Origin of the sequence: Mucilaginibacter sp., assembly GCF_025362475.1 — a bacterium.
Classification (GTDB): Bacteria; Bacteroidota; Bacteroidia; order Sphingobacteriales; family Sphingobacteriaceae; genus Mucilaginibacter.
This window is the reverse complement of the sequence record NZ_JANYGH010000016.1, coordinates 60,100-77,653: the sequence shown is the minus strand read 5'-3', so window position 1 is coordinate 77,653 and position 17,554 is coordinate 60,100. Positions and strand designations below refer to the sequence as shown.

Sequence of the window (17,554 nt, the reverse complement as noted above, 5' to 3'; positions counted from 1 at the left end):
CGGGTGGCTTTTTTACAATTTTATAGTATTCTTGTAACAATAAGGTAACATTTAGCCAAAATTCTGTCAATTTGTTAAATTGCGGGTAAATTAACTGACTGACTTATGAAACAAATGCTACTTCTTTTAGGGCTTTCTATGTATTTTTCCTTCGCCCGGGCACAATCATCATCTGAAGATTCCACTTACATCAGGCAAAACTATACCAAAGTGGAAAAGTATATTACCATGCGCGACGGTAAAAAACTTTTCACTTCCATTTACACTCCAAAAGATCAATCTAAAAAATATCCTATCATGATGACGCGTACGCCTTACACCGTTGCGCCATATGGCGAAAACGAGTACAGGCGCACTTTAGGTCAAAACATGCTGTTTGCCAGATCAGGCTTTATTTTTGTTTACCAGGATGTTCGCGGAAAGTGGATGAGCGAAGGCGATTACGTAGATGTGCGCCCCATTAACGATAAAAAGAAAAAGAAAACTGATATCGACGAAAGCAGCGATACTTATGATACGATAGACTGGCTGGTAAAAAATGTACCTAACAACAATGGCAAGGTTGGCATTGAAGGTATTTCTTACCCCGGCTTTTATTCAACCGCTTCATTGCCCAATGCGCACCCTGCATTAAAGGCAGTATCGCCCCAGGCGCCGGTAACAGATTGGTTTCTTGGCGATGATTTTCACCATAATGGCGCATTCATGATGATGGATGCATTTAACTTTTACACCGGCTTTGGCGTACCACGCCCTAAACCAATTACCCCAAAACAGTTTAAAAGCAATATTAAACCCGTATTTAAAGACAATTACAAGTTTTACCTGGAGATGGGCGCTTTGCCAAACTTCAAAAAACATTACATGGGCGACTCTATCAAATTCTGGAACGACCTGATGGCGCATCCAAATTATGATGAGTTTTGGAAGGCCATGAACATCCGTCCACATTTAAAGAACATCACACCGGCCACCATGACTGTTGGCGGTTTTTTTGATGCCGAAGATTGTTTTGGTGCTTTACATGTTTACGACGCCTTAGAAAAACAAAACCCGCAAAGCCACAAAAACATGCTGGTTATGGGCCCATGGTTCCATGGCGGTTGGGAAAGTAAAGACGGAACTCTTTTTGCCGACCAAAACTTTGGATCAAACACCAGCCAGTGGTTTAGGGAAAATGTAGAATTACCTTTCTTTAATTACTACCTAAAGGATGAAGGTACTATGGACCTACCCGAAGCCACTATATTTATTACAGGTAGCAATCAATGGAAAAAATTTGATACCTGGCCACCAAAAAACACAACAGAAAAAACGCTATACTTTCAAGCCGATGGCAAACTATCGTTCAGCGCTCCGGCTACAACCGATAGCTTTGATGAATATGTAAGCGATCCGAATGCACCGGTTCCTTACCAGGATGGCATTCAAAAAGGCCGTACAAGAGAGTACATGCTGGATGATCAACGCTTTGCCGGCCGTCGGCCGGATGTTAAGGTTTACCAAACAGATACACTTACCGAAGATATGACCCTTACCGGCCCGGTAATGGCCGATCTGTTTGCATCAACCACAGGAACCGATGCTGATTATGTTGTGAAACTAATTGACGTTTTTCCGGATACTTACCCCAATCCTATACTCAACCCTAAAAATGTAACCCTTGCAGGCTATCAAATGCTAATAAGGGGTGAAGTTTTCAGAGGCCGTTTCCGCAACTCGTTTGAGAAACCCGAGGCTTTTGTACCAGGTAAAGTAACCGAAGTAAAATACGCGTTGCCTGATGTTGGCCACACTTTCAGGAAAGGGCACCGGATCATGATCCAGGTACAAAACTCATGGTTCCCGCTGGTTGACCGTAACCCCCAAAAGTTTGTTGATATATACCAGGCCACAGATGCTGATTTTCAAAAAGCAACCAACCGTATTTACCATGATGCTCAAAATAAATCATCAGTAAAAATTACAGTGCTTGAGTAATTGATTATAACTCCAGTAGTAAAAAGGGTTAGTGAAAATATCTTCACTAACCCTTTTCTATTATAGCTGCTTTCATCCTTTACTCTCCCGGCCATCCCCGCCCCTGTCCACCTCTTTTAACCTAATAATAATTCCAGTAAATATTTGGAATTATAAAAAATAGAATCTATTATTGCAGTGTACTAATATAGTAGTACACTGAAACACAAACCATCATGATTAATATTAAAAACCTAACCTTTGGGTACCGTCCAAAACAGATGGTACTTGAAAATTTAAACCTGCAGATTAAGCCGGGCCACATTTATGGTTTGCTTGGTCGCAACGGAGCAGGCAAATCAAGCTTATCGCATAATATATGCGGATTACTTTTCCCTGTTAGCGGTACATGCCAGGTATCCGGCGAAATACCTGCAGGCAGAGATCCTAAATTTTTGCAACAGGTTTACTTACTGCCAGAGGAAATTTACCTCCCAAACGTATCCATAAAAAGCTACCTCGATATTTACGCGCCATTTTATCCGGCATTTGATCGGGATATGTTTTACCGCTTTATATTAGAGTTTGATATCCCGAAGGAACACAAACTTCAGGATATGAGCTATGGTCAAAAAAAGAAAGTGATGATAAGTTTTGCATTGGCTACACAGGCAAAAGTACTACTTATGGATGAGCCAACAAACGGACTGGATATCCCCTCAAAAAAGCAATTTAGAAAGATCATCGCCGGCGTTATTAAAGATGACCAGCTGATCATCATCAGCACACACCAGGTAAAAGATCTGGATAGCTTAATTGATTATGTATTGATACTGGAAGATAAACAGATCATCCTTAATCAACCTGTTGAAAACATCACCGAAAAGCTGGCCTTTAAACAAGTGATCAACCTTGATGAGGTTGCCTCTCCTATTTACAATGAAGGCGCTTTAAAAGGCTATGCGGTTGTAGCTATCAATCATAAAAAGGAGAACTCAAGGCTGGATATGGAAATGTTTTTCAATGCCCTGCTCAGCGAGAAACAACTGGTGCTTTCACAATTTAATTAATACAAACATGCAATTTTCAATACACAGGATATGGTTACTAATCCGTAAACAATGGGCGGAGAACCAGCAATTATATATTTTAGGCACACTGGCTATAGCAGGCATTATGGGAGCAATCATTGTATTTAACATGTCGTCGCGCCTGGGCTTAGAAACACGCACACAACAATTTATATTATTTGGGGGCGCAATAGCCACAGGAGGTGTATTTACATCCACCATTTTAAGCCAGTTTAACGAAAAAGTAAAAGGCATCCAGGCTTTAACCCTGCCTGCATCGGCCCTGGAAAAACTTACCGTTGCCGTAATTTACTGTATGGTGATATTTCCCATTGTTTACTTTGTGATGGTTTATCCATTGATTATGATTGGGCATTACATTGATAATAACATTGCCCACCAACCTAATACCTTGTATAAGCTGGAATGGGATGATAACGCTAATGATCTTTTTGTCACTTATTTTATGCTGCAAACTGTGGCGCTTTTAGGCTCGGTATTGTTTAAGCGCTACGTGTTTATAAAATCGCTGATTATGGTGATAGTGGTATTTTTTGGATTACGCATTATAAACCCAATAGCAGCAAAGTATATAATAGATACTGATGTTAAGACAGGATTTGATGTCAAGGTGCGTGAAACCGTTTACAATGAGGCTAATAAACCTATATATAAGGAAACAGTAAAGGCACATTACATTCAGCCCAACGTTGATGCTTATCCCTACGCAGATATGGTAGTACATTATGGCGGTTACAACAAATATGTAAAGGGGGCTAGCTATTCAACTTCTCAAACAAAGTTGCATCATCAATATAATACCTTGTTTTTGATATTGCTTTACCTGGGAATGCCCTTTTTATGGATAATTACCTGGCTCAGGCTCAAAGAAAAAGAATTGTAAACCTATAACGGTTAAATAAACTCATGGATTTCAATAACACACAAGCCATATACCTGCAAATAGCAGATTATGTTTGCGACAAAATACAATTAAAAGTATGGAAGGAGGATGAAAAGATCCCCTCTGTACGTGAGCTTGCCGTTATGCTGGAGGTAAACCCCAATACTGTAATGCGTTCATACGAATATTTGCAGCACCAGGAAATAATTTATACTAAACGTGGCATGGGTTATTTTGCGCAAGCTAATGCTGCAAAAAGCATTTTAAAAACACGGCAACAACAATTTATGAACGAGGAGTTGCCCTTGCTATTCAAAAAAATGCAATTGCTCAGCATCCCGGTTACCGAATTGCAGAACAGGTATGAACAATTTATAAATCAGAAAAACAACTAAACCTTTTTTCACATATGAAAACAAGCACCAAATTACTCATCATATTTTTTTCATGTATCCCAATATCATTAGTGGCATACAACGTTTTGTTAAGAAATGAATTTAAAAGTGGCAATTTTGCCCGCGACTATTACCTTGACGAGTCCAACACGCTGGTAAGACAAAAAATGGCGCCGTTTAAGCAAATTGTGATTAGTGGCTTTGGGGGTACGATACAACGCAGAAGCATTACCTACTGGAGACCAAGATTATCTATTGGCAATTTTATTAATATCGGGAGTGCAGATCATCAGCCTGGTAACTATGTAAATGTTATTAAACGGTATAAGGAGAATGTGAAGGCGACAGTGAAAAACGATACGCTTTTTATTTCCTTTGAAATAATGACTAAACACAGTAATCTTGGCGATTTTAACGATTATGCACCAAGTGGCAATTTGGTAGAGATAGAAGGCGATCATGTCCTATCTGTAAACGCAAATTCTGCAGATGTAATGATTAGGGATAAGCCATCAAACATTGATTCCCTGAATTTATAGTTACAGGAGGAGGCCACTATGATATCAATAATTTAGATGTTAACAAACTAAGCCTGGCGGCGAAAGACAGTTCCTATTTTGCCATTTACAAAAATAATAAAATTAAGAGCCTCAACTATTCGCTACTTGACAAAAGCCGCCTCAACCTGGAGGAGCACCCGGTGCAGCAATTTTATGCCGGCAAAGTTGACGGCACAGCTACAATGGAGATAACCGATAAAGCAAGCTATTTACAAAAACAGCTGCATTAAAAATTTACCTAAACCTATAAACAAAAAAAGACGGGTAGCCCAAGTGCTATCCATCTTTTGTTTACAACTGAATGTAATACCCTAATTATTTTGCAACTTTTTTAGCTGGAATTAAAGGCAAAATGATAATTGCCAAAAATGCCGCAACTTCTAATACGATTAACATAGTTTTAATTTTTTAAGTGATTGTTGAATTATTGATGGTTACCTGATACCTTATTTATTTCGCAACTTTTTTAGCTGGAATTAAAGGTAAAATGATAACTGCTAAAAATGCTGCAACTTCTAATACGATTAACATAGTTTTAATTTTTAAAGTGATTTTATATTTTTAATAGCTTGCGGAAGCACTATTATTTACCCTATAATTCCCTTATTTTAATGGGTTTAAGTGATAAACATTTTCGGTTTCCTGAACGTAATTCGACTAAAAACATGCCACAAAAAATGCGGAGATATTGCCTCTCAAAAGGCTAAAAATTAAATTCGTCAAAAAAAATGTTTCACAAAAATTGTTGTAGGTTTTGAAAAAATTAGCGGTGCTTTTTTTTTATAAAAAAAAATAAAGTCCATTTTTATGAGGTAAAAATTCAGATCCTAAAAAACTTACAAATTAATGATACAAAAACCTGACATAATGAAAAATCAAGGCTTTAATACCCAAAAAATAAAAAAATAGTGACTTGAAAGCTCTTTTTAGATAAAAATAAAGCTGAAATAAGAATTGTAACAGAAAAACAAGCCTTGAATTAAGCAATTTTAATACCCTTAGCCTTTTGTAATTTTTTTTGTCAATTTGTCACCCCACATGACACACAGCAAATAAACTGACAAAAAATCACCATAAACCATGACAAAACACATGACACCCCTTGCTTTACTCAATAAAATCTGCTTAAATAGTTAATAGTGAGCATGCCAAAAACTATATTGCGCTCAATTACGAAACAATTAAAATAAACTAACCGTTTGAATAAAAACTAACCTCATTTAAATACCTATGAAAAAATCACTTCAGTTATTAATTGTGTTTATGCTCCCTTCGCTCCTTGCGTTTTCGCAGGACATTAAAGGAAACTACGCTATTAAAAATGTACAAACAGGGATGCTTTTACGTGTAAAAGATGCAGCATCAGCCAACGGCACGCCATTGGTTATGTATTATCCCGAAAACTGGAAGTGCATGACCTGGAGTTTTAAAAATATAGGAGCAAATACTTACCAATTGCAAAACCTGCTAACCAACAAAACCTTTCAACCCGCGAGCCAGCAAATTAATGCTGATATTCCGTTCGAAGAGCAGCCATTTGTAAAGGGATCGCCCAATCAGCAATATGAATTTATCGGGGTAAAAAAAGACACCTATCTTATTAAATTAAAAGGAACCGAACTTTACGTTACTCCCGCCGATATTAAAGGGAAAGCAAACTCAGCCATTATATTGGCCGCTAAAAGGCCCACACCCGAACAGACATGGTACATCTACGAACAGGCACCTACTATGTAAATACCTCCAAAATTGTGAATTGACTTGTTGTTAATACGTTTACTTATGATGACACAGGTATCTTTATGAATAATATCACGGGCAATAAAACAAATCAGGGTATGACATCAAGGCACGGACATCAATAGCGCTGATATTGAAATAATTGCAAATTAATTTTTTTATAAAAACGAGGAAAGATGTTAATTATAAGTAAGATTGGAGTTAATAATAAATCTTGTTTACAATAGCTCTTTATTTTATTTTTGATATATGAAGCATATATCCATCTTAGTGCCCAAAGGTGCCATTTTAGGAAGCCTTGAAGGTTCGCGACAGTTATTTACACAAGTAAACCAATTTTTCCTGGCAATGGGCAAAGACCCTATTTTTAAGGTTGAATTGGTTGGCCTGGAAAAAGAAACACCTGTTAGCGGCGGCTGCTTTACAGCCAATGCCGATGTTTTATTTGGAGATGTAAAGGAAACCAACCTCATCATCATCCCTGCTCTTGATGGAGAAATAACTGCGGCAATTGAAAATAACAAAGCCTTTATTCCATGGATAATTGAGCAATATAACAATGGCGCCGAGGTAGCCAGCCTGTGCATGGGGGCATTCCTATTGGCTTCAACCGGCTTATTGAAGGGCAAAAGGTGTGCTACTCATTGGATGGCCGCCAATCAATTCAGAACAATGTTCCCGGATGTTAACCTGGTTACTGAAAAGATAATTACCGACGAACAAGGTATTTATTCCAGTGGCGGGGCCTTCTCCTATCTCAATCTTATTTTATACCTGATAGAGAAATTTGCTGGTAGAGACATGGCTATTTTGAGCTCCAAAGTTTTCGCCATTGAAATGGAACGTACCAGCCAGTCGTCATTTATCATTTTCCAGGGACAAAAAGATCATGCGGATGATCCCATAAAAAAGGCGCAGGAATTTATTGAAAAGAATTACCAGGAAAAAATAAGTGTAGAACAACTGGCATCTATGTTTGCTTTAGGGAGAAGAAACCTGGAACGCCGCTTTAAAAAAGCTACAGCTAATACTGTTGCTGAATATATTCAGCGGGTAAAGATCGAAGCAGCAAAAGTAAGCCTGGAAACATCCCGCGATAATGTGAACGAAGTGATGTATAATGTGGGTTATACTGATAATAAAGCTTTTCGTACCACATTTAAACGAATAACGGGCCTCTCGCCTATTGATTACAGAAATAAATACCAGCGCGAGTATTTGAACTGATACAACCTTATTACAGGAGTTTCCAGGTCTCTAACTTTCCTTAAAAGTTAGAGACCTGGAAACAATTCAATTTGTTGAACTAAACATGACTATTTTGTTCAGTAGCCTATTGAAGTGCAAAGCTGTTCATTACAGCTCTCCATTGGGGCCATCGTATTCATAATGAAACCAATCAAACTTCGCATTACCTAAATCCCGAACCGTGTTGTAAGAAAACAATCCAGGCCTTACCGCTTTCCAATAATTGTAATCAGACAAACTACACTCATCACCCAACCGGGTAAACACTTTACCATCTGTACTATATTGCAAAAATGTGTGCTTTGTATATAAATCAAGAATCACCCGTAAATAAACATGGTTTTGTTTAATAATTGCGCCCATGGTTATTTTCCCATTATTATCTGCGTAAATATTCACAGTACTATCTGTTTTAATCAAACCTATCTCCTGTATATTTCCACCTAACAGACATAATCCAGCCTTTTGACCAACAGCCATTTCGTCTAATTTCAGCAGGGTAGTTATTTTGCCTGATTTACCCATTAGCTTCTGGGTTATTGTATTTTTAGCATGCTTGTTATCACCCGCTTTCATTGCCGAAAGCGATAGAAAACCTTTAGGGTGGTTAACCGACCATTTGTTGTTAACCGGATTATGATTCCACTGCCATTGCAGCCCCAGTTTATTGCTATTGAATTCATCGGACGTTTGTGGGGCACTTATTATTGCTTGCTTACCGGTATTGGGTTTGGGATATATGCTTACTGGTTCACCTACACCGTTTTTGTCGTTGTCAATGCCCATTAAAGGCCAATCGTCCACCCATTTAACTGGTTCAAGGTGGCAAACCCTGCCTAAGGCACCCACACCCTGGAAGTGTATAAACCATGATTCGCCCGATCTTAATTCTACCAGGCCTCCCTGATGCGGGCCATTTATCCCGGTTTTGCCCTGCTCCAATACAATCTTTCTTTCATATGGACCGTAGATGTTTTTTGATCGCAAAGCGGTTTCGTACCCGATACCCACACCTCCCTCAGGAATAATAATATAATAATAACCGTTTCGCTTGTAAATCTTGGTACCTTCTGATGTTGGGCCTTCATAAACAGTTGTACCCTCATCAAGCAACTGTTTGCCATCGGTGGTCATTTTATGCATAATAATCGGACCAGCGCCCAGCTTGCTATGCCCAAGGTAAGCCTGCCCGTCGCTATCCCAAAACGGGCAGGGGTCTTCCCACCCACCTGTTCTTTTAACTTCGTGCAAAGGAGCCCATTTACCCGCTGGATCTGTAGCGGTGCTCATGTACAGGCCTTCATCCGGCGTACAGAAATAAACATAAAACTTACCATTGTGGTAGCGGATTGATGGCGCCCAGCTGCCGCTGCCGTATTTATCCATCGTGTTATACTTATCATCAATATCGAGCCTGTCGTAAACCCGACCTACAATACTCCAGTTAACCAGGTCTTTTGATATTAAAACTGGCATCCCCATAAAATGAAAATCTGAACAAACCATGTAAAAGCTATCGCCAACCCTGATCACATCGGGGTCGGAGTAGTCGGCATTAAGTATCGGGTTTTTAAAAGTACCGTTTAACTGATCGCCCCAGGCGCCAGCCTTTGCCGATTTTTTTTGGGCGCAGGTAGTTAGCCCGTTAAACAGCAGGATTAAAAAAGTTAAGGCTGTAATTAAATATAGTTTTAAGGAAATCAACATCAGGTTATTTTTGATTATTTTACAGTGATGGTTTTATGAAAGTATATGTTATCTGCAGCACTACCCACCTGGATATCAAATTCGCCAGGCTCAACCACGTACTGCATTTTATCGTTATATAAGCCTAATTCTGAAACAGGAACTTCGAGTGTTATTTTTGTCCGCTTGCCGGCTTTGATGAGTTCTTTTTTGAATGCCTTAAGTTGTTGCACTGGCGTAGCAACAGAACTCACCTTATCCCTCACATAAAGCTGCACAACCTCTTTACCATCCCGAATGCCTGTATTTTCAACTTCCACATCAACTTTAATCGTACCTGTCGGGCTAAAAACAGAATCTTTTAAGGTACAACTCTGGTATTTGAATGTAGTGTAGCTTAAACCATAGCCGAAATCCCAAAGCGGGTCTGGTTTATCAAAAATATAATGCCCTTTCGGCTCTTCAGGGCTACCGGGACGATCAAAAGGTTCATTCCGGTCTGTTATGAAGTGATTATAATAACTGGGGCTGTTGCCTGTACTACGGGGAAATGAAACATTTAACCGCCCCGAAGGATTTATTGAACCTGTCAGAATATCTGCCAGTGTTCTGCCTTGTTTTTCGCCACCATACCATTGAACGAGCACGGCATCGGCGTTATCTTTTACCCAAGGCATAGCCAGTGGCTTACCCGCAATAAATACCACAACCATAGGTTTACCAGTGGCCTTAATTGCTTTTAACAAGTCTTCCTGGGCACCCGGTAGTTCAAGAGAGGAAAGATCGAACCCTTCCCCCGCTGTGGAATTTTGAGGACTGCGCCCCAGAAATGTACTGCGTGTACCGATGGCAACAATAACCAGGTCACTTGCCTCGGCTGCTTTAACAGCCTCAGGAATACCTGCCTTGTTTTGGCTCCACCAATCACAGCCTTCCGCATGGCGTAATATAATTTTATCACCAACAACCTCTTCAAGGCCCTGCAATAAACTAACCCCCTCCTTGGTGTCCCGGTTTGTCCATGCGTAATCTCCAAATACAGTTTGATCACTATTGGGACCAATAACTGCAATCGATTGTATTTTTGATAAATTTAAAGGGAGAATATTGTTGTTGTTTTTAAGTAAAACAGCGCTTTCATCAGCCACTTCTTTACTTAGGGCTATATGATCTGCATTGCGAACTACTTTAGCCACTTTAGCCGGATCGCCATATGAGTTATCAAACAGGCCGAGCGTAAATTTAGCGGTTAACACCCTCCGTACGGCCTGGTCAATAAATTTCAGATCGAGCTTACCGTTCCCAACCATTTTTTCCAGTGTTCCGTAAGCACCATCGACATCAAAGTCTACACCAGCTATTAAAGACATCCTGGCGGCGTCTTCCTGTGTATCCACTGCATGGTGAAAGGTTTGCAAGCGGTCAACTGATCCCCAGTCCGAATATACATAGCCTTTAAAGCCCAGTTCGCCGCGTAAAATATCAGTCATGTAGTAATGTGACCCTGATAGCGCCACTCCATCATATGAACTGTAGCACGACATTATGGACCAGGGATTGGTTTCGGCAATCACCCTTTTAAAAGGGTACATATACAAGCTCCTCAATTCGCGTTCGCCGCCGCTCACATTAGCACAGTTTAGCCCGCCCGAGGGAGAGCCGTGGGCCATAAAGTGCTTGGGGGTACAAGTAATATTATACTTTTGGTAACCATTTACAAAAGCCACACCCATTTGGGCTATGAGGTAAGGATCTTCTCCAAAAGTCTCCTCTACCCTGCCCCAGCGGAGCTCACGGGCAATATCAAGTACAGGAGATAGAATTTGATGTATCCCTATCACCTTTGCCTCCTCGCCTGCGGCCGTCGTCATCCTGCCAATCAACGCTGGATTAAACGTGCTGCCCTGTGCCAAAGCCTGCGGAAACAAAGTGCAATTGTTTTGCAGTATCCCTTCAATCCCCTCGGCAGCGGTGAGGATAGGAATACCCAACCGCGTTTTTGTAAGCATATAAGCTTGCAGTTTTTGATACATCTCTGCACAATCCGTGGCGTTCATGCTCATTTCATGAGTGCACCCATAACTTTCACCTTTAAAAATATTTTCGATCTCATCAGATTTTCCCGAAGCCCTATTTTGCAACTGCGCTATCTTTTCCTTTAAGGTCATCCTTTTCAACAAATCTTCAACACGATCTTTAATGGCCGCATTTTTTTCCTTGTATAAGGGCTTATCGGGATCTTTATTCACAGCACCAAAAGATGCTGTTGTTATCAAAACAATGGATGTAAAACCCAAAAAAAACTTCTTCATACTATCTATATTATAAATCAACATTTAAAAAGATACACGATGAGGCTAATTGCCCCACCGTATATCAATTAGTTAAAATGCTTAGCGGTTTATATTGTTATTATAAGGATCGGCGGTAAGCTTGATACTGTCATCGCCCAAAACATCGGCATCAAATTCAATTTTCACAGTTTTGGTTTCGCCCGGCATCAGGCTGAAATAGTTATCATTCGCAATAGCCGGTAATATCTGCTCCCCGTTTGACGCCCTTAGGGCTTGCACCCTAACCCCAAATGCTACTGCCTTTGATGATGCCGGATTGGTAACCTGAGCTGTGATAAAGTATTTGCCATTGGCCTTAACCGTTTTATAGGTAACCTTTAAATCCACTTTAGGTAGCGTGTTTAAAGCGGTATAATCCTTGCGCTTGTTCCCTCTCCAGTAAAAGTTATCTGATACCAGTTTGCCTGCTTTGTCCGTTAGTTTTAGCTTGATAAAATGTACACCTGATAACCCTTCACTGGCTACATCGCCCTGGTAAACTTCAAAATTGTAAAGCGAATAACCCCAGTAAGTAGCCCTTTCTACCCCCTGCATTCTTACATACCTTGCGGTTACCTCCGGGAACATGATCTTTTGCTCTCCCTGTCGTCCGTCATCCGTGCTGTATACATCGTGCCAGTGGTTGCCATCATTGGATACCTGGATCTTGAATGCTTTGGCATAAGCATCTTCCCAGGTAAGACCAACACCGTTTACTACTTCATCTTTACCCAAATCGATAGTAATCCACTCGCCATCCCTGTATTCGCTGGCCCAGCGGGTGCTGATGTTGCCATCATTAACCGCTCCGGCATCGCCATTGGTTGATGATGAAGCATACACTTTTTTACCTTTAGCCAGATCGGCTTTATAGGGATTAAATTTGATATCAAAAACTTCTCCGGCACTATTAGCCGGTGCATCTGCTGATTTTGAAATGCTATATTGTTTAACCACTTGTCCATCCAGGTTGTATACATCGGCTGTGGCTGTTAAACCTTCCACATCGGCACGGGTAGTATTGATGATCTTGATGGCGTTGGTTACCGGGTTCCACTGGATGTGCAATGGCTCACAGGCCTTTTTGGCTCCCCAGAAAGCACCGGTAAGGTCATAGTAATAATCATAAGTTTGCCATACCATTGATGGGTATGCCGATTGACTCATCCAGGTCATCAACCCCGAAGCATCTTCGCCCATAGCATCCTGCCAGCCCTCAAACATGGCTTTATTAGTTTCGATGTTTACAAACTGGGCCTTGCGGCAATAATCTTCAATACCCTTTGGCGCGCCATAGCTGTTTACGCTTTCATCATACTGATCCGGACCGGCATTAAAAGCCAGCGGGCCAAAAAAGTGCTGGTTCCACATTTCATTACGTGGCCACCATTTATCCTTTGGCATAAATTTTTTAAAGCTGTCAAAGTTGGTAAAAACGGCAGTGCCCAGTTCGGTACGTAAGCCCCAGCCTTTATTGCCACCGAGCCCAGTTGGGTAAGCTGTGAAATAATACCGTGGATCTTTACTCGCCCAGGGACCGCTGCCTGTCAGGTTTTCAGCATGCGAGTTGGGCTGGTAGTAGCGATCGCCGCCGTCAAAAGTAGCCAGATCTTCCTTGAGCCAGTTACTTAGCGGGGCTTCGGGCCAGCCTTCATTTTCTGCACACCATACCGCAATGGCCGGATGATTGCGGAAACGTTTTATTTTCTCAATGGCATTGGCATTAAACACATTGATGTCGGCAGGTAGGTTTGGATTGGCGTTCAGCCAAAAATCATCCCATACCATGATACCGTATTTATCGCAGGCATCGTAAAACTCGTCGTCTGTAACAGAACCTATCCAGTTACGGATCATGTTAAAATTCATTTCTTTGTGCAACCTCACCCGGGTATCATACGCCGCGCCACGGCAGCGCAGCATATATTCTGACATGCCCCAGTCGCCGCCTTTAATAAATACTTTAACACCATTGATGGCCAGGTGCAACACGTGACCCAGTGTATCATAACTATATCTTTTTATCCCGAATTTGATGTTCTGCAGATCAGAAACCTCATCGCCGACTGATACGCTCAGTTTGCAATTGTATAGATTGGGCTCCCCATAGCCATTTGGCCACCACAGTTTAGGACTGTTGATCATCAGTTGCTCAAAATCGCGTTTGTTCAACTTAACATCTGTGGTTCCATGGGCATCAATATATACTTTTTTTGAAAATTCAATATTTCCGGGCGTAATCACACCTTTGATGATTGCAGCCTGTGAGGTAGCCGCATTGTTGTTAACCTCTAAAGCGATTGACAAGTCAGCCCGTGCATTGGTTGGTAGTTTGGCCTGGATCCATGGGTCTTTGATTGTTACGTCACCTGTATTACTCAGGTAAACATTGTCAGTGATCCCCGAATTTAGTCCGGGGACGTAAGGCATCCAATCCCAGCCCGCGCTTGAAACATAGTTGGGACTACCCACGTTTGCCAATGGTTGTTTTGGCAGATAAACTAATACCGCCAGCACATTTTTTTCATTGCCTTTTACCAACCCACTGATGTCATAGTGTCCGCGTTGCATAAAACCGTCAAGGCTGCCAAGCAGTGTTCCGTTCAGGTAGATATCCGCCTTGCGGTTTACGCCTTTAAAATTTAGCCAGATATTTTTTTTAGAATATGTGGCCGGTATTTTAAATTCGGTACGATACCAAAAGTTTCGGTCGTATTTAGCTTTATCAACTTTGTAAATATTATCGCCAAAATTGGGGTCTTTCTCTAACCCGGCAGCAACATATGAAGCAAAGGTTGTTCCCGGCACTATTGCAGGAACCCAGTTATCGGTATTATAACCAACTGATTTTATTTTGTCTTCATCGCCCGCAGCATCGGCCTGGGGTTTTACTTTCCATAACCGGTCTTTTGAACTGTTAAGATAAACAATATTGGATTGGGCAATTAGTTTTTGGCAACTACCTATAACCATCAATATGATGGCTACGAGTTTTGAATAATACTGGTAAGATTTTATCATAGTTAGGGTTTGTTTCATAAGAAACTTGAAACTGATATTCATTATATAACCCTTCAGCACTGTTACATACTGAAGGATTATGAATACAAATAGATATTAAGCTGATATATTATAAAATGCGCAAGGCTACTCCGGTAAACTGCATATAGGTATATGAGCCCGTTGTTATAACCCAGCCTATGCAAATGGTAGTTTTTTGCGTAATTGTAAATGAAAGCGTGTGTTTGCCGCCTAAGTTGTTTTGATTTCCGTTAAATATGGCAAGCACGTTGGCGTTACCTTTTAATTTATCAATATCAGGTAATGTTGATCCCAAAGCAACCATTTCGTTCGCGTCTATAGTACCGCCATAGCCCGCAGTTGAAAAATCAAGTTCATAACTTCCCGGTAGTATGGTGAAACTTTGATAAACTTTGCCGTTAACAACAGGATCGCCACTATAATCTTTAGCTTCAACGTGTACAACGCCGCCATAGTCGCTGGACCATCCACCACCGTTACCGTTGTTGGTTTGATTTACAACGTTAGGCGTCCACTGCCAGTCTTTGGGTGTTCCCCATTTGTTACGACCGTTATCGCCCCTTATAAAAGGATAACCCGGATTTTTAATGTAAGCGCTTGATACATCCCCGTAAAGTCTTACAAATGGATAAGTACCGGCATTGGCTACCGTAAAGGTATCTATTGCACCTTTAAGCGGAAAATAACTTGACTGGTAAGTAATATCGGTTCCAAACTTAAAATCGTTTAGCGTTATGGTATTACTATCCGGTTTTAATATCACCGTGTTAGTCTTCCCGGTATTGCTAACATATTTGATAACTGTTTTCAAATTGATAGAATCCGGTGCATTGAATTTTAGCTTAACAGAGCCAGCCAAAGGATTTACGAGAAAAGGGGTATCAGCATTATATCCCCTGTTAAAAATCCCGCTGAGGTAAATAGGCCCGTACACCCTTACCCCATTTATACTGGTAGATATGGAAACATGGCCTTCGCTATCTATAGAATACACGTTGAAATTATAGGTACCCTCCTTTAAATTAGAAACCAGCGTTTTAACAGTATCTAAAGGATCATGGCTTGTTGCCGAAACTGTAAGTGAATCCTGCTTATTGTTCCAATAAACTACATACTTGGCAATTTTAGGATCGGGGCTGGGGTTCCATAACAGCATGGTACGTAAATTTCCGGCCCTGTAATTTGTATTGGCAATTACACCAGGATAATGGATTTCACCATTTTTTATAAGGGCTTTATAGTTCTCATTCTTTTTTGAGCACCCCGATATGATCACCGGTAAAAGCAACCATATTATATTTTTAAAACTGATCTTCATGTCTATTATGGTTTAAAAATTACTGTGGAATTCCATAAAAAGATAATTCCTGCATATAGGTATATTCAAGGCCAAACCAGGTTTCGTCTACAACAACCCGGATGTATTTCACACTTGGGGCACTGAAAGGCACATCAAAACTTACTCCCTTGTCAATAAATGCCTGGTCGGCATCGTTAGTTTGCCCTTGTGGAAGACCTGATGGCGGATCAGGGAAGCGATAAGTGCCCAAAACAGTCCAATCGCCTATAACCGCACCGGGTTTATTGCCTTTAACTGTTTCTGCATCCTGGGGATTATCCTTATTTGAGCCCCATATGGTAAAAACTTTGGCGTTTGCGTAACCGTAACCTCTTGTCCACATTACAAAGTGGCTCAGTTTATAGGTTCGCCCTACGCCAAAAGTACCTTGCGACCTTTTGTAAGTGGCACCTACAGTAGTTTGCCATGGCGAAGAGCCGGGACCTTCTTTTATCAAGCCATCCCATAAATATGGAAGTATACCGCCGTAGCCAATGTAACCATCACTAAACATGGGGTAGGTAAAAAACTTCTTTTTATCCAGCAACTCTTCATATAATGGCGTAAGGGTAACTATTGAAGTATCGGAAACATTGCCAAACTGATCTGTTACGTACACGCCAAATTTTGCTGGTTTTGTAGAATATCCCCTTACCGCATAGTTAATGGTATCCGAAAATGTAAAGTGCTGATCGCTGATCACAAATTTGTTATCTACCGGGTCTATAGTCACCAGGTTAATCCCTACCGATCTTTTGTCGAGATTAAAGGCCTGGATATTGATACCTCCAAAATCTGCTGCAAGCTTCAATGATTTACGGATAGACTGATAATATGGCGTATCCGGATGAACGGTAACAGTAACTGGATCTGATTGTATATTGGCCCGGGTTACCGCATGCAATGTAACCGTATATTCCTTACTGAATTGAAAACCGTCTACCCTGATCGTATCCAGGAAAAAACTTGATTTGGTTTGCCTGGCCACCTTACCGTTAATCTTATAATCGGCAACTACATATAACAGGTTATCATTTGCCGGCAAAGCGTAAGTTAAAACCGCTCCGCCTTTAAAATTCTTCACCTTAACATTGGTAACAATGCCGGGCTTTGTCTTATCTGTTGTTCCGGGAACTTTATAGTTATCGCTCTTTTTACACGAAACCAAACATGTTGCCGAAAGCATAAGCATACAACAAAAAATGTATATATGCTTTATATTAATATCGCTCATGATTTTCTTTTTAATGATTTATACTATTTGAAAACATACACCCG

The 17,554-nt window shown here is 40.7% G+C and carries 12 protein-coding genes; 7 read left to right on the top strand and 5 right to left on the bottom strand.

Annotated elements, in window-relative coordinates:
- The first annotated feature begins 105 nt into the window (after positions 1-105).
- From Q0R88_RS06095 to Q0R88_RS06065, 7 genes are all read left to right on the top strand, one after another.
- On the top strand, positions 106-1,980 hold the full coding sequence (locus Q0R88_RS06095) for a CocE/NonD family hydrolase (RefSeq protein ID WP_295713715.1): 1,875 nt from the start codon (positions 106-108) through the stop codon (positions 1,978-1,980).
- Between the two features lie 215 nt (positions 1,981-2,195).
- Positions 2,196-3,029 carry an ABC transporter ATP-binding protein gene (locus tag Q0R88_RS06090; protein ID WP_295713712.1) on the top strand — a complete coding sequence of 278 codons (834 nt, stop codon included), beginning with the start codon at positions 2,196-2,198 and terminating at the stop codon, positions 3,027-3,029.
- Positions 3,030-3,036: 7 nt separating this feature from the next.
- Complete coding sequence (locus Q0R88_RS06085) at positions 3,037-3,933, top strand: hypothetical protein (protein ID WP_295713710.1); 897 nt, start codon at positions 3,037-3,039, stop codon at positions 3,931-3,933.
- A 23-nt stretch (positions 3,934-3,956) separates the two neighbouring features.
- On the top strand, positions 3,957-4,328 hold the full coding sequence (locus Q0R88_RS06080; RefSeq protein WP_295713707.1) for a GntR family transcriptional regulator: 372 nt from the start codon (positions 3,957-3,959) through the stop codon (positions 4,326-4,328).
- Positions 4,329-4,342: 14 nt separating this feature from the next.
- Positions 4,343-4,867, top strand: a complete 525-nt coding sequence (locus Q0R88_RS06075; RefSeq protein WP_295713705.1) for a hypothetical protein — start codon at positions 4,343-4,345, stop codon at positions 4,865-4,867.
- A gap of 1,251 nt (positions 4,868-6,118) precedes the next feature.
- Entirely contained in the window at positions 6,119-6,625 is a 507-nt protein-coding gene (locus tag Q0R88_RS06070; RefSeq protein ID WP_295713703.1) for an RICIN domain-containing protein, read from the top strand.
- Positions 6,626-6,877: 252 nt separating this feature from the next.
- Positions 6,878-7,855 (top strand): helix-turn-helix domain-containing protein, encoded by a 978-nt coding sequence (locus tag Q0R88_RS06065; protein WP_295713700.1) that lies wholly within the window; start codon positions 6,878-6,880, stop codon positions 7,853-7,855.
- A 129-nt stretch (positions 7,856-7,984) separates the two neighbouring features.
- Here Q0R88_RS06065 and Q0R88_RS06060 read toward each other — a convergent pair whose 3' ends face one another.
- The 5 genes from Q0R88_RS06060 to Q0R88_RS06040 form a co-directional block, all read right to left on the bottom strand.
- Positions 7,985-9,583 (bottom strand): glycoside hydrolase 43 family protein, encoded by a 1,599-nt coding sequence (locus Q0R88_RS06060; RefSeq protein ID WP_295713697.1) that lies wholly within the window; start codon positions 9,581-9,583, stop codon positions 7,985-7,987.
- Between the two features lie 14 nt (positions 9,584-9,597).
- On the bottom strand, positions 9,598-11,874 hold the full coding sequence (locus tag Q0R88_RS06055; RefSeq protein WP_295713694.1) for a glycoside hydrolase family 3 N-terminal domain-containing protein: 2,277 nt from the start codon (positions 11,872-11,874) through the stop codon (positions 9,598-9,600).
- Between the two features lie 81 nt (positions 11,875-11,955).
- A complete protein-coding gene (locus Q0R88_RS06050) occupies positions 11,956-14,916 on the bottom strand; it encodes a discoidin domain-containing protein (RefSeq protein WP_295713692.1) in 2,961 nt (986 codons plus the stop codon).
- Positions 14,917-15,025: 109 nt separating this feature from the next.
- The gene (locus Q0R88_RS06045; RefSeq protein ID WP_295713690.1) at positions 15,026-16,255 is read right to left on the bottom strand and encodes a DUF4998 domain-containing protein; all 1,230 of its coding nucleotides are present in this window, start codon (positions 16,253-16,255) and stop codon (positions 15,026-15,028) included.
- A 19-nt stretch (positions 16,256-16,274) separates the two neighbouring features.
- Positions 16,275-17,510 (bottom strand): DUF4959 domain-containing protein, encoded by a 1,236-nt coding sequence (locus tag Q0R88_RS06040; protein ID WP_295713687.1) that lies wholly within the window; start codon positions 17,508-17,510, stop codon positions 16,275-16,277.
- Positions 17,511-17,554 lie beyond the last annotated feature (44 nt).

Excerpts from the sequence above, each read along its gene's own strand:
- Q0R88_RS06095 (WP_295713715.1), top strand. The coding sequence starts at position 106 with ATGAAACAAATGCTACTTCTTTTAGGGCTTTCTATGTATTTTTCCTTC.
- Q0R88_RS06090 (WP_295713712.1), top strand. The coding sequence starts at position 2,196 with ATGATTAATATTAAAAACCTAACCTTTGGGTACCGTCCAAAACAGATG.
- Q0R88_RS06085 (WP_295713710.1), top strand. The coding sequence starts at position 3,037 with ATGCAATTTTCAATACACAGGATATGGTTACTAATCCGTAAACAATGG.
- Q0R88_RS06080 (WP_295713707.1), top strand. The coding sequence starts at position 3,957 with ATGGATTTCAATAACACACAAGCCATATACCTGCAAATAGCAGATTAT.
- Q0R88_RS06075 (WP_295713705.1), top strand. The coding sequence starts at position 4,343 with ATGAAAACAAGCACCAAATTACTCATCATATTTTTTTCATGTATCCCA.
- Q0R88_RS06070 (WP_295713703.1), top strand. The coding sequence starts at position 6,119 with ATGAAAAAATCACTTCAGTTATTAATTGTGTTTATGCTCCCTTCGCTC.
- Q0R88_RS06065 (WP_295713700.1), top strand. The coding sequence starts at position 6,878 with ATGAAGCATATATCCATCTTAGTGCCCAAAGGTGCCATTTTAGGAAGC.
- Q0R88_RS06060 (WP_295713697.1), bottom strand. The coding sequence starts at position 9,583 with ATGTTGATTTCCTTAAAACTATATTTAATTACAGCCTTAACTTTTTTA.
- Q0R88_RS06055 (WP_295713694.1), bottom strand. The coding sequence starts at position 11,874 with ATGAAGAAGTTTTTTTTGGGTTTTACATCCATTGTTTTGATAACAACA.
- Q0R88_RS06050 (WP_295713692.1), bottom strand. The coding sequence starts at position 14,916 with ATGATAAAATCTTACCAGTATTATTCAAAACTCGTAGCCATCATATTG.
- Q0R88_RS06045 (WP_295713690.1), bottom strand. The coding sequence starts at position 16,255 with ATGAAGATCAGTTTTAAAAATATAATATGGTTGCTTTTACCGGTGATC.
- Q0R88_RS06040 (WP_295713687.1), bottom strand. The coding sequence starts at position 17,510 with ATGAGCGATATTAATATAAAGCATATATACATTTTTTGTTGTATGCTT.